The organism is Dongia soli, assembly GCF_034044715.1.
Taxonomy (GTDB): domain Bacteria; phylum Pseudomonadota; class Alphaproteobacteria; order Dongiales; family Dongiaceae; genus Dongia_B; species Dongia_B soli.
Genome location: NZ_JAXCLW010000001.1, coordinates 874518 through 887572, shown reverse-complemented (window position 1 = coordinate 887572; position 13055 = coordinate 874518). Strand labels below are relative to the sequence as shown.

Here is a 13055-nt window from a genome sequence, read left to right as displayed (position 1 = left end):
GGCTCATTTGGCGCCGGGTATATCGGCCAGCACGAAATCGCGCAAAGCCGGCGTCACATCCGGTTCCACCTTGAACCAGGCGGCAAATCCCGGCCGTGCCTGATGCAGCAGCATGCCGAGGCCGTCGACGACGGCATTGCCGCGCTTCCTCGCGGCTGCCAGCAAAGACGTTTCCATCGGCACATAGACGATATCGTCGACCACCGCCGAAACAGGTAGCTGCGCAAGATCGATTTCCAGCGCCGGCTGTCCGGCAAGACCAAGTTGCGTTGTATTCACCAGCAGGGCCCCCCCATCGAGGATCGCGGCGCGGTGATCCCAATCATGCACGGTAATGCGTCGGTCCGCTGCGGTATTAAGCGCTTCGGCAATTTCCTCCGCCCGGCGCGTGGTGCGATTGACGAGCCGGATTTCCGGCACGCCAGCATCAAGTAGCGCGACCACGATCGCACGCGATGCACCGCCGGCTCCCAACACCACCGCTGGGCCGTCGCCGGCCCGCCAGTTTGCAGCGCTTGCCTGCAGATGTTCGAGAAAGCCGAAGCCATCGGTGTTGTCACCCAGCAATGTGCCATCTTCCTGCACCATGACGGTATTTACGGCACCTATACGACGCGCCCGTTCGGTTGCCTGGTCGATGCAAGCAAGGGCCTTTTCCTTATGCGGCAGCGTTACGTTGGCACCGCGAAATCCCAGCGCGGGCAAAGCACGCAAGGCAGTTTCGAATTGCGCGGGATGGGTCGAGAAGGGGATATAGGCGCCGTCGATCCCGTAATGCTTGAGCCAATAACCATGCAAACGCGGCGAGCGCGAATGGGTGACAGGCCAGCCGAAGACACCGGCGATCAACGACTTGCCGGTCAGGGTTTCACGCGGCGGCTGTGGCAAGGTTAGCGACATGGACGTTCCGTTAAGTTGCAATAAGGCTGTGCTGCCGAAGCTGGGCCAGGACCGGCAGCAAAGGCAAGCCGAGAATGGTGAAGAAATCCCCATCAATGCGATCGAAAAGCTGTGCGCCTAGCCCCTCAAGCTGATAGGCGCCGACGGATGTCAGGATCTGCGGGCTGTTTTCCCTGAGATAGGCCTCGAGAAAGGCATCGCTGAAATTGCGCATCCGGAGATGGGCATCCGCGGAATGATGCCAGATCCGTGTCTCGTCCTTGATCAGTACCACGCTGGAGATCAGGCGATGCGAGCGGCCGCGCAGCTGCTGCAAATGCCGGCGCGCCTCGACAATATCAGCAGGCTTGTCGAGCCAGCTGCCCTCGATCTCCAGCATCTGGTCGGCACCCAGTACGAAACGGCCGGGAAAGCGGGACGCCACACGCCTGGCCTTGGTTTCCGCCAGCGCCTCCGCGACGCGTTCGACAGCGATACCTTCGGCCCGCAAACTGTCCTTGATGGTGCTCTCATCGATCGCGGCGACACTCACCTCGATCGCCACACCAGCCTGTTCCAGCATCCTTGCCCGGACTGCGCTGCCTGACGCAAGAACCAGGGACACCTAGCGCGCCTGCAATTTGGTGCTGCCATTGCTATAGGGTGCCAGATGCAGCCGGTCGCGATGCTGCTGCAGCAAGGTCATGATCGTCGCAGCGGTTTCCTCGATCGAGCGGCGCGTCACATCGATGACGGGCCAGCCATTCTCGGTACAAAGCCGACGCGCAAGCGCGACCTCTTCACGCACAGCATCGATGTCGACGTAATTCGTGTCGTCATCCTGCGCCAGCATCTGCAGCCGATTGCGCCGGATCTGTACCAGCTGCGTTGCATCCTTGGTGAGCCCGACAACCAGCGGACTGCGCGCGCTGAAGAGTTCGGGGGGCATGGGGCAGCCCGGCACGATCGGCACATTGGCAACTTTAATGCCGCGATTGGCGAGATAGATCGCGGTCGGAGTCTTCGACGAACGGGACACGCCGACCAAAATCACATCAGCCTCGAAATAGGACCGGCTCGATTGTCCGTCATCGTGGGAGAGCGCGAAATCCATCGCTTCGATCCGGGCGAAATAGCCGGCATCCAGTTCATGCTGGCGGCCCGACTGGCCCCGCGCTTGCTGGCCGAAATGCACCGCCAAAGCAGCAATTACCGGATCCAGGATCGGCACATAGGGAACGTTAAGCTGCCGGCAGCCATCGGTCAGCAAGGTCCGCAGCCGGTCATTGACCACGGTGTAGAGAACCAGCCCGGGATTCTGGGCAATTCCCGCCAGGACCTTCTCCATCTGCCCCGGTGTACGAATCAGTGTCCAGCTATGTTCGATCGGCTGGATATTCTCGAATTGCACCAAGCAGGCGCGTGTCACGCTATTGATGGTCTCGCCCGTGGCATCCGACACCAGATGCAGGTGAAAGGCGCTTCGCTCCGCTTCGCCCCGGCCGGCCTTGTCGCCGGATTTTTCACTTGGCGCCTCGCTATACTGGCCCATCCGCCGCACCCTTCGCTTCAACGCATACCCTTAACTGGAACATACCGGTCCAGCCCCGATCGATCCACAAGGAAACTGTGGAAAACTGCTGAAGAAGACGGGGATAAAATGTGCGTGATCGCCACTGGGGGAACTTGCACCCACTCATCCGATCGGCTTGGAGAGTCTTATCCCGATAGAAGGGGCCCGGCAGGAACAAGATGAATCCGGTGGATAAGAATCAGTGGCCAGCTATGCACTGGATTCCGCCTATTCAGGCGCTCGGTTTTTCCGCGGTTATACAGGCTTCATCCACAGGGGCCTGTGCATAATTATCGGCCGAGCCGGCAAGAAGTTATCCCCCGAGTTACTCGACGATCGATCGGATAACGGGGATTCACAGGATTCACGCCGCAACAAAAACCACTATAAGATTCAGATTCTTATAGTAATGAGGTAGTGGTGAGGGGGTTCCCTGGGATAGACCGGAAATCCCGCTTGGCTTAGCCCCACATCTTTCCGCAAAGCCTCCCATTCACGTGCCGGATTTGAGATCATAGAGATGATGACGAGCGACAAACTGATCCTGCGCAGCCTGAAGGGCGAAACCCTGGCAAGGCCTCCTTTCTGGCTGATGCGACAGGCCGGCCGTTACCTGCCCGAATACCGTGCGGCACGGGCCAAGGCGGGGTCTTTTCTCGATCTCTGCTATCATCCCGATCTGGCGGCCGAAGTGACGCTGCAGCCGATCCGGCGTTTCGGCATGGATGCGGCGATCCTCTTTTGCGACATTCTCGTGGTGGCTGACGGTCTCGGCCAGAAAGTGCGTTTTGAGGAAGGCCGCGGCCCTGTTCTGGATGCACTTAATCCGGAAGACGATCTGCGGGACTTGCAGGTCGATCGGGTGGTGCCGCATTTGGGGCCGGTTTATCAGACTGTCGCCGATCTCCGGGCGAAGCTGCCGGCGGAAACCGCATTGATCGGCTTTGCCGGCGCGCCCTGGACAGTCGCCAGCTACATGATTGAAGGCTGTGGCAGCCGCGATTACGCCAAGGCGAAGAGCTGGATCTACCAACGCCCGGCTCTGTTCAAGCGCCTGATCGATCTTTTGATCGAGGCCACCACCAGGCATCTGGCAGCGCAGATCGAGGCCGGCGCCGAGGTGGTGCAGCTTTTCGATTCCTGGGCCGGCGCCCTAGATCATGCGGCGATGATCGACTGGTCGCTGCAGCCCTGCCGTGACATCGTGAGCCGCTTGCGGGCTAAATATCCGGCCGTCCCGGTCATTGTTTTTCCGCGCGGCGTCGGGGCAGGTTATCTCGATTTCGCTCAGGCCGGTTTCATGCAGGGTCTTGGCCTCGATACCGGTGTGCCGCCGGATTGGGCGCGCAATGCCATGCCCGGTCAATTCGCTTTGCAAGGCAATCTCGATCCGCAGATCCTGGTGGCAGGGGGGGAGGCGATGCAGCGCAGCGTGACGAGCCTGCTGGCGGGATTGAACAGCCGCCCCTATATCTTCAACCTGGGTCATGGCATCGTGCCGGAAACGCCGCCGGAACATGTCGCTGCCTTGGCGGAACTGATCCGCAACTGGAAGGCTTAGCGGATCTGGGCTGCGGATTGCTGCGGTTCCAGTGCGGGGAGAAGAATGGCTGAACGCCGTATTGCCGTTGTTTTGTTCAATCTGGGCGGACCGGATAGCCAGTCCGCCGTTCGGCCCTTTCTCTTCAATCTCTTTTTCGATCCCAGCATCATCCGCTTGCCGACACCTTTGCGCTGGATCGTCGCGCAGGTCATAGCCCGGCGTCGCGCGCCGATCGCCCATGAGATCTACGAAAAGATGGGGGGCCGGTCCCCGATCCTGCCCAATACGCAAGAACAGGCAGCTGCACTGACCCGTGCTCTTAACGATCTTGGCCACGTGAAGACCTTCATCTGCATGCGCTATTGGCAGCCGATGACGGATGAAGTGGTGAAGGCGGTGCGCGATTATGCGCCAGACGAAGTGGTACTCCTGCCGCTTTATCCGCAATTTTCCACCACCACGACGGCCTCCTCCTACCGGGTCTGGCAGGAAGCGGCGAAGCGGCACCGCTTGACCGCACCGCAGAAGCTGATCTGCTGCTATCCCACGGAACCGGGCTTCATTACCGCTCTGGCACGTGCCACCCAGGCCGGGTTGGAAGAGGCGGCGCGGATCGCTCCCCAAGCGAAGCCCCTGGTAGTCTTTTCCGCCCATGGGCTGCCGAAAAAGGTGGTTGATGACGGCGATCCCTATGTAGCCCAGGTGACCGCCAGCGTGCGGGCGGTAGCGTCTTGGCTCGATCTTCGGGAAAGCGACTGGAAAACCGCCTTTCAGAGCCGGGTTGGACCGCTCGAATGGGTTGGTCCCTCGACCGATGACGTGATCGTTGAGGCGGCGGAAAACGACCGCGCGATCGTCGTGGTGCCGGTCGCCTTCGTGTCGGAACATTCGGAGACCCTGGTCGAGCTCGATATCGAGTATCGCCATCTTGCCGATGCGCGCCAGGCGCCAGCCTATATCCGGGTGCCGACGGTGGGGGCACAGCCGGATTTCATCGTCGGGCTCTCGCGACTGGTGCGCCAGGCCCTGGGCAAGCCGGAAAGCGTGCAAGACGGGATGGGACAGCATTTCTGCGCCGACTGGTCGCGTTGCGTCTGCAAGGCGCTGGGATAAGGTAACGCCACGGCGGCCCGCCGTTATGCGTATCGGGAATCGGGAAAACCATGGATTTATACAGCTGGGTCAAGGCGGCACATATCATCTCGGTCATCGCCTGGATGGCCGGCATGCTCTATCTGCCGCGGCTTTACGTCTATCACGCCGATGCCAAGCCGGGCTCGGAACTGTCCGAAACCTTCAAAGTGATGGAACGCCGGCTGCTGCGAGGGATCATCAATCCCGCCATGCTGGCAACCTGGGTTTTCGGCCTGTGGCTCGCTTATCTTGGGGATGACTGGCGCGAAGGCTGGCTGCACGGCAAGCTGACCCTGGTGATCCTGATGCAGATTACCCACGCCGCCTATGCTCGCTGGCGCAAGAAATTCGCCGAGGATGCCAATACAAACAGCGCCAAGTTCTATCGGGTAATGAATGAAGTGCCGACCGTCCTGATGATCGGAATCGTTATTCTGGTCGTCCTCAAACCATTCTAAACCGTTCAGTTCAGTTGTTGAGATGGTCTGGAGGCCCCTGAAATAACCTCCTTGAAACTGTCTCTTCTGGATATATCTATTACCTAATAGTTTCATTTTAAGCATTGCTGGGCCGAACAGCGCTCTTACAACAGGGAAATGCGATTCTCTATTTGACAGGTCGCGCCATTCACGGTACACGCGATTGAAGGCCCGGGGATGGGGCCACCTGCCAATTCAGCCTCCCGACGAAGAAGATCAAAATCATGGTGCCGGCAACGGCGCCGGTAAGGGGCAAAGAAGGGCTGGACTTGTCAAAATCGGTCTCCCTGAAAAGGCCGGCGAAACGCCATCCCAAGCTGCTTCAGTCAAGCCCAGCCTGACTCAAACCCCCCAAGAAAAACCCATGAATCTTCAAGATCTAAAGCGTAAGACACCAGCCGAACTCCTGGAATTTGCCGAAAACCTGCAGATTGAGAATGCCAGTAATCTGCGGCGCCAGGACATGATGTTCGGCATCCTCAAGCAACTGGCGGAAAACGACACCGCCATCTTCGGCGATGGCGTTTTGGAAATCCTCCAGGACGGCTTCGGCTTCTTGCGCAGTCCGGAGGCGAATTACCTGCCGGGTCCCGACGACATCTATGTCAGTCCCAGCCAAGTGCGACGTTTCGGGCTGCGGACCGGCGATACGGTGGAAGGTCAAATCCGCGCGCCCAAGGATGGCGAGCGGTATTTCGCGCTGCTGAAGGTTAACAAGATCAATTTTGACGAGCCGGACAAGCTGCGTCATCGGATCAATTTCGACAATCTGACGCCGCTCTATCCCGATGAGCGGCTGAAGATGGAGAATGAGGATCCGACCAAGAAGGACATCACCAGCCGGGTCATCGATCTCATCTCGCCGATCGGCAAGGGCCAGCGCGCGTTGATCGTCGCGCCGCCGCGCACCGGTAAGACGGTGATGCTGCAGAATATCGCCCATTCGATCGCGATGAATCATCCCGAATGCTATTTGATCGTTCTGCTGATCGACGAGCGGCCGGAAGAAGTCACAGACATGGCCCGCTCGGTTAAGGGCGAGGTTGTCAGCTCGACCTTCGACGAACCGGCGGCGCGCCACGTCCAGGTCGCGGAAATGGTGATCGAAAAGGCGAAGCGCCTGGTCGAGCATAAGCGCGATGTCATCATCCTGCTGGATTCCATCACCCGTCTCGCCCGTGCCTATAACACCGTTGTCCCTTCATCGGGCAAGGTGCTGACCGGCGGTGTCGACGCCAATGCCTTGCAGCGACCGAAGCGTTTCTTCGGTGCCGCGCGTAACATCGAAGAAGGCGGTTCACTCACCATCATCGCCACCGCGCTGATCGATACCGGCAGCCGCATGGACGAAGTCATCTTCGAAGAATTCAAGGGCACCGGTAACTCCGAAATCATCCTCGACCGTAAGCTCAGCGACAAGCGCACCTTCCCGGCGATCGACATCACCAAGTCGGGTACCCGCAAGGAAGAGCTGCTGGTCGACAAGGGCACGCTCAGCAAGATGTGGGTGCTGCGCCGGATCCTGATGCCGATGGGCGTCACCGATGCGATGGAATTCCTGCTCGACAAGCTGAAGCATTCCAAGACCAACAACGATTTCTTCCAGTCGATGAATCAGTAATCGGCCGGAACAATCGGACAAGAAAAGGGCGGCACCGTCACGGGCCGCCTTTTTTTCCTTTCGGAACGTGGAAGCTACAACGGAGCCGGCTTCGCTGCTGCCAGCTGCAATCCGTAACGCGCCATCACCTCGAGCAACTTTGCACGATCCGCTCCACCGGCATCACCGACGGCAGCGGCGACATCGCGAAAATATTGTGCACCGATATCCGGGGTCAGGGTGATCAGCGCGCGGGCAGTCTGGGCATGCGGATTGCTGAAGGCATGGACGGCGCCACGCGGCGTGTACATGTGGTCGCCGGCGATGAGATCACGTGTTTCATCCCCAACCGAATAGCGCAGCTTGCCGTCGAGCACAAAGACGAGTTCTTCATTATCCCGGTGGGCATGGGGCGGCGGGACTGGTGCGGCGGGCGGCACGATCAGCTCGAACATGCCGAAGCCGGCGCCGCTGACCGTGCCATCCATCAAGTAGCGGATTTCCAGCCGGCCGATCCTGACAATGGAATCCGAAGATGCGGTGCTTTGCGACATGCCCTTCTCCTCGGCGTCTCCTCCACGAAGCGATGATGGCAGAGACGGGCGGTGACGGCAACGCGCCGGCTGCTCAGTTGCATTTGCCAGGCCCGGGTGGCTTACTTTCAAGCGTCCCAGGAAAATAAACGGAGAGCTGAAAGCAGGATCGATCTGGCGACCTTGACGACCTATGGCGCGATCGTGCTCGGCTTTGTCTTTATCCCCGGACCCGCCACGCTTCTCACCATCGCCCGGTCAACCGGATCGGGCACCAAGGCGGGTATCGCAACCGGCCTCGGCATCGCGGCCGGGGATCTGGTTCACACGGCTTTGGCGATCATCGGCCTCTCGGCGCTCATCGCGACCTCTGCCCTGCTATTCAGCATCATCAAATATCTCGGCGCGGCTTATCTTTTCTATCTGGGCTTGCGCGCCATTTTCGAAAAGAGCCCGGCAAATGTCCTTGCAAGGACCCTACAGATCACTCCGGGCAAAGCCTTTCGCCAAGCCGTCCTGGCCGAGCTGTTGAACCCGAAAACGGCGTTGTTCTTCCTCGCTTTCCTGCCGCAATTCGTGCGAGCCGGAAACGGTCCGGTCGCGCTGCAGCTGACAATCCTCGGTCTTGTTTTTGTCGTGCTCGGCTTTCTCAGCACCGTGATCTTTGCCCTTTGCGCTGGCCGCCTCGGTCATTTGCTGCGCCGCAATTCCACGGTTCTCAAATTGCAGGGCAAGATCGTCGGCGGCATCTATTGCGCGCTCGGCCTCCGTCTGACGCTCCAGCATCGCTGACAAGCTGGCCCCCCACTGCACTGACACGCTTCGGTCATATCCTGATAACGCAACGGTCATGGGCTGCGACTAGGGTCTTATGGCTGGTTTCCTGATATGATGGTGGCCTCAATCGGCAGGCGCTTTTTCTGGGCGCGGTCTCTCCATCGACACCTGTCTGTCAGATTCCGGCGGTTGACTTCTAGCCATCCACTGATCGGGATTTTCAGCATGACGCAAGCCATCGATACATCGCGCCGCCAGACGCTCAAACTGCTCGCCGGGGCACCCTTGCTGCCGCTCGCCGGCTCCTTCGCCGCCGGCGCGGTTTTCCTGCCGGAAACGGCGCAGGCCACGGCGGCGGTGAAAGCCGCCAAGTTCGTCTCGATGGCAGCGCCCGGCCTCGAGGATGCGGCGGCGATGGCGACGACGACGGTCGGCTCCAGCATGGCGGTGACCTATGCCGATGGCACCAGGCAGGATTTCAAACTGGGCTATAAGCCTTTCTTCGTCACCGGCGCCGAGGTGCCGGACGGCAAGGGCGGCACCGTGATCGCCGGCGGCTATTACGACATTGGCGGCAAGCCGATCCTCGACCCATCCTCAAGCGAAGCGCAGAAGCCGCAATTCTTTTCCGACTGCCCGGATGGTACCAGCCTTCTGAAGATCAAGGGCGCCAAGGTGGATGGCGTCGCCGGCAACGCGGTCTTTGCAGTGGTGCAGTTCGAATATACGACGGCGGATTCGGCCGGGGGCGACATGTATGGCAAGTTGCCTTCGCCGATTGCCGTGCTGACGCTTGATCAGGGCAAGAAGACCGGTGCGCTGAAGCTGGTGAAGTACTTCAATGTGGATACCGCGCCGGCCCACGGCCTGTGGATCACCTGCGGCGCCAGCCTCTCGCCCTGGAACACCCATCTTTCCAGCGAGGAATACGAGCCGGATGCGACGAAGATCGCCTCGGATGAGGAATTCCGCGGTTTCAGCCGGAACCTGTTCGGCGATCCGGAAAAAGCCAATCCCTATCTCTATGGCCATCTGCCGGAAGTGACGGTTCATGCCGACGGCACCGGCACCATCAAGAAGCACTTCTGCCTTGGCCGCATCTCCCACGAACTGGTGCAGGTAATGCCCGATGAGCGCACCGTGCTGATGGGCGACGATGCTACCAATGGCGGCCTCTTCATGTTCGTTGCCGACAAAAAGCGCGATCTCAGCGCCGGCACGCTCTATGTCGCGAAGTGGCATCAGAAGACGGCGGAGAAGGGCGGCAGCGCTGCTTTGAGCTGGATCAAGCTCGGCCACGCCACCAGTGACGAGATCGAAGCCATTGCCAGCCAGGTGAAGTCTTCCGCCGATATCATCGACGTGAAGTGGGAAGACCCCAAGGATCCCGGCTATACGAAGATCCCCTATAGCGGCAAGCCGAACTGGGTCAAGATTGTGCCCGGTCAGGAAAAGGCCGTCGCGTTCCTGGAAACCCACCGCTATGCAGCCTTGAAGGGCGGCAGCCTCGGCTTCACCAAGATGGAAGGCACGACGGTCAATGTGAAGGACAAGACTGCCTATTCCGCGATGAGCTATATCAAAAAGGAAATGACCAATGGGTCCGGTGGCATTTCCGTGAAGGGTCCGTCTGCCGGCGCGATCTATGCGCTGAAGATGACCGGCCACCAGAAGGATGATGCAGGTGCGGCGATCCACAGCGAATGGGTTCCCGTCACCATGGCGGCGGAATTGATCGGCGAGGATCTGAAGAGCGCCGATGCGCTCGGCAATCTCGCCAATCCGGACAAGATCGCCAATCCGGACAATCTGAAATTCTCCGAGAAGCTGCGCACCCTCTTCATCGGCGAAGATAGCGGTCTCCACGTCAACAACTACCTCTGGGCCTACAATGTCGACACCAAGCAATTGTCGCGCTTGCTGTCGACCCCGGCGGGCGCGGAATCGACCGGCCTGCATGCCGTCGATGAGATCAACGGCTTCACCTATGTGATGACCAATTTCCAGCATGCCGGCGATTGGGAATTGGAGAAGGACGCCAATGGCACTGTCACCGGCGGCCTGCATGCGAAGGTCTATGAAAAGCTCTCGCCGATGATCAAGGCGAACTATGCCGACAGCCATGGCAAGCTGGGCGGCGCGGTCGGTTATCTCACCGGAATGCCTGCCACTGTCTGACCTTCTTGAACGACCTAAGCAAACGGCTGCATCAGCGGCCGTTTGTCTTTCTAATTCAGCGCACGCGCCGATAACGGTAGTGCGGCTTTACGTGCCAATTCACGAAGCGGCCTTTTGACGGCGCGCTCAGTAAATCGTTGTATACGGTGATGGGCACGTTCCGGTAATCGTAGGTGTGACCACCCGCAAAACGAAGCCGTAACGTACGAGTGCGGGCTTCGTAGCCGCCGGCCTCGATGCTCTCCGAATCGAAGCTTTGCATCTGTATCCATCCCATGCAGTAAAGATGGTACCCGTTGCACCGACGTCCAGCCGCCTGGCTGTTCACATGCCCGCGATGGATCGTCGAAAGTTCAGGTGCCTCGTTTCGGCCGTTGAACCGCACGCACCTTGCCGCTTTTCCCGCCCCCGCAGAAGAACCGGTCGCCACCGGCTTCCAGTCCCGAAATGCCCATATCGGCCGGCATCTCCAGGCTTTCCAGCACATCGCCGCTTTTGGGATCGATGTGCCGCAACTCGCTCTGGTCGTTTTCCCAGGTGGCGTGCCACAGCTCGCCATCGGTCCAGGTGACGCCGGTGACGAAGCGGTTGGATTCGATGGTGCGCAAAACTTTACCGGTTTCTGGATCGACCTGATGGATCTTGCGCTCGCGATACTGTCCGACCCAAAGGCTCCCCTCGGCCCAGGCGAGGCCGGAATCCCCGCCATTGCCTGGCGCAGGAATGGTTGAGAGCACTTGCCCGGTTTGCGGGTCGATCTTCTGGATGCGGCTTTCGGCGATCTGGAACAGATGCCGCCCGTCAAAGGCCGTGCCCGCATGGGCCGGGACATTGAGTTCCCGTCGCACCTTGCCGCTTTCCGGGTCAAAGGCGTTCAATTTGTCGCCGGAGGCGAACCAGACTTGCTGGCCGTCATAGGTGAGGCCATGCACAGCCTCGATGCCGGGGAAGGGGCCGTATTCGCGAAGGACATTGGCTGCTGATCGTTTCATCGTTTCCTCGATTGGCTAAGACGGGTTGCGATCGAGCGGCGATCAGGATCATGGCCGCCTCGATCATGGTCGCAGCCTATTCGCCCGGCAGGGTGGTGGTGAGTAACAAGCTTGTCGCGAATCCCGGCAGCGGGGGCATGGCCCAGCGCCGCGCCCGTCCCTGGCCGAAGCTTTGCACCTTGCCTGCGGCCGCCAGGGTCTCGAGTGCCCGCTGGATGCTGCGCTGGCTAGCACCCAGCGCCAGGGCAAGAGCCGAGCTCGACCAGGCCTCGCCATCCGCCAGAAAGGCGAGCACCGGCGCATATTTCTCCTCGACCGGCCGCGCCAGCACCGCGACGTCGATTGCCTTACCTACGCCGATTGGACGTGGCGTCAGCCTGAAGCCTGCCGCCGTCGCGCGCAGCTCGGCCAAAGGCTTCAGGAGGACACGCAGCCGCCCGATCTCGACCCGCAATCTTGCACGATGCGAGTCATCGGCTTCTTTCGCACCGAAGCCCTGCTGTACCAGCTCGTCACGCGAGACATCGCCGGGCCAAGCTTCAGCAAGCATGCGGAGAAGGGCGAAGAGCACCGGCCGGCTGACCAGCGACACCATCGTCTCGCCTCGGCGCACGACATAGCGGCAGGCATCGATGATGAGCATTGGCGAAGCTTGCAACTGCTCGATATCGGCGAGCAGCAGTGGGTGTTTCGTGCCATGCGCGATCAGCCGCGCCGCCGGCGTTTCGAGCAGGCGGGTCGCCGCCTCGACTTCGCCCAACAGCCCCGGAATGGCGGCACGCCGTGCGGCGTGAGCGGCCCGGGACAGGGCTGCGCGGGCATCTGCCGTCCGCAGGCGGCGCATGGCGATTCCCGCGATCATCAGATCATGCGCAGCCGCCAAAGCCGGCGGCAGCGATGATGCAGTGCGAGAGCCGAGCATCGCCTCGGCGGCATCGAGCCGGCCGAGCAGCAGCAGACGCCGGGCCTCGATATAGCGCGCATGGGCGGCATTGAACCGGTCGTGATGTTTTTCCAGCGTGAGGCAAGCTGATTCCAATGCCTGGGCCGGCCAGTTCAGCTCGCGGGCGGCCAGCGCGATCTCAGCCTCGGCGATGACGCATCTTGCCCTGGCCAAGGCCTCTTTCGGCCCAAAAGCCCGCTTGGCCCGCCGGAGCAGAGTTTTTGCCCTGCTAAAATCGCCGAGCTGCGCCATGGCGATGCCGCGCAGCGCGAGGGCCGGCGCATCTTCGCGCAAGGCGACCCGGTTCAGAGCGCCCAGCGGATCACCGGCTGCGAGCCGTTGCGCCGCTGCCGTGATCAGCGAATCCATCGATCTTCCGCCAGATCAAATCCCGCCAGATTTGTCACTCCCACCCCTCGATAAC

The 13055-nt window shown here is 60.5% G+C and carries 13 protein-coding genes; 6 read left to right on the top strand and 7 right to left on the bottom strand.

Annotated features, from left to right (window positions below; genetic code table 11):
- Positions 1-3: 3 nt before the first annotated feature.
- From SMD27_RS03950 to SMD27_RS03940, 3 genes are read right to left on the bottom strand one after another with little or no spacing between them, the layout of a single operon-like run.
- Entirely contained in the window at positions 4-900 is an 897-nt protein-coding gene (locus tag SMD27_RS03950; RefSeq protein WP_320507023.1) for a shikimate dehydrogenase, read from the bottom strand.
- A 10-nt stretch (positions 901-910) separates the two neighbouring features.
- Positions 911-1504: a Maf family protein gene (locus tag SMD27_RS03945; RefSeq protein WP_320507022.1), complete on the bottom strand. Its 594-nt coding sequence runs from the start codon at positions 1502-1504 to the stop codon at positions 911-913.
- A complete protein-coding gene (locus SMD27_RS03940; protein ID WP_320507021.1) occupies positions 1505-2431 on the bottom strand; it encodes a pyruvate, water dikinase regulatory protein in 927 nt (308 codons plus the stop codon). It abuts the gene before it with no gap.
- 541 nt (positions 2432-2972) lie between these two features.
- Here SMD27_RS03940 and hemE point away from each other — a divergent pair.
- From hemE to rho, 4 genes are all read left to right on the top strand, one after another.
- Entirely contained in the window at positions 2973-4013 is a 1041-nt protein-coding gene (gene hemE, locus SMD27_RS03935) for a uroporphyrinogen decarboxylase (protein ID WP_320507020.1), read from the top strand.
- 45 nt (positions 4014-4058) lie between these two features.
- The gene (hemH, locus tag SMD27_RS03930) at positions 4059-5108 is read left to right on the top strand and encodes a ferrochelatase (RefSeq protein ID WP_320507019.1); all 1050 of its coding nucleotides are present in this window, start codon (positions 4059-4061) and stop codon (positions 5106-5108) included.
- 50 nt (positions 5109-5158) lie between these two features.
- Entirely contained in the window at positions 5159-5587 is a 429-nt protein-coding gene (gene hemJ / locus SMD27_RS03925; RefSeq protein ID WP_320507018.1) for a protoporphyrinogen oxidase HemJ, read from the top strand.
- A 385-nt stretch (positions 5588-5972) separates the two neighbouring features.
- Entirely contained in the window at positions 5973-7229 is a 1257-nt protein-coding gene (gene rho / locus SMD27_RS03920) for a transcription termination factor Rho (RefSeq protein WP_320507017.1), read from the top strand.
- Positions 7230-7303: 74 nt separating this feature from the next.
- Here rho and SMD27_RS03915 read toward each other — a convergent pair whose 3' ends face one another.
- Positions 7304-7762: a cupin domain-containing protein gene (locus SMD27_RS03915; RefSeq protein WP_320507016.1), complete on the bottom strand. Its 459-nt coding sequence runs from the start codon at positions 7760-7762 to the stop codon at positions 7304-7306.
- Between the two features lie 51 nt (positions 7763-7813).
- On the opposite strand from SMD27_RS03915, the gene SMD27_RS03910 reads away from it, so the two are divergent.
- Together SMD27_RS03910 and SMD27_RS03905 are read left to right on the top strand one after the other, a co-directional pair.
- On the top strand, positions 7814-8533 hold the full coding sequence (locus SMD27_RS03910) for a LysE family translocator (protein ID WP_320507015.1): 720 nt from the start codon (positions 7814-7816) through the stop codon (positions 8531-8533).
- A gap of 210 nt (positions 8534-8743) precedes the next feature.
- Positions 8744-10696, top strand: coding sequence for a PhoX family protein (locus tag SMD27_RS03905; protein WP_320507014.1), 1953 nt, complete (start codon positions 8744-8746; stop codon positions 10694-10696).
- A gap of 55 nt (positions 10697-10751) precedes the next feature.
- On the opposite strand, the gene SMD27_RS03900 is transcribed toward SMD27_RS03905, so the two are convergent.
- From SMD27_RS03900 to SMD27_RS03890, 3 genes are all read right to left on the bottom strand, one after another.
- Positions 10752-10958: a KTSC domain-containing protein gene (locus tag SMD27_RS03900; protein ID WP_320507013.1), complete on the bottom strand. Its 207-nt coding sequence runs from the start codon at positions 10956-10958 to the stop codon at positions 10752-10754.
- Between the two features lie 91 nt (positions 10959-11049).
- Positions 11050-11688, bottom strand: coding sequence for a Vgb family protein (locus SMD27_RS03895; RefSeq protein ID WP_320507012.1), 639 nt, complete (start codon positions 11686-11688; stop codon positions 11050-11052).
- Between the two features lie 76 nt (positions 11689-11764).
- On the bottom strand, positions 11765-13000 hold the full coding sequence (locus SMD27_RS03890; protein WP_320507011.1) for a helix-turn-helix domain-containing protein: 1236 nt from the start codon (positions 12998-13000) through the stop codon (positions 11765-11767).
- Positions 13001-13055 lie beyond the last annotated feature (55 nt).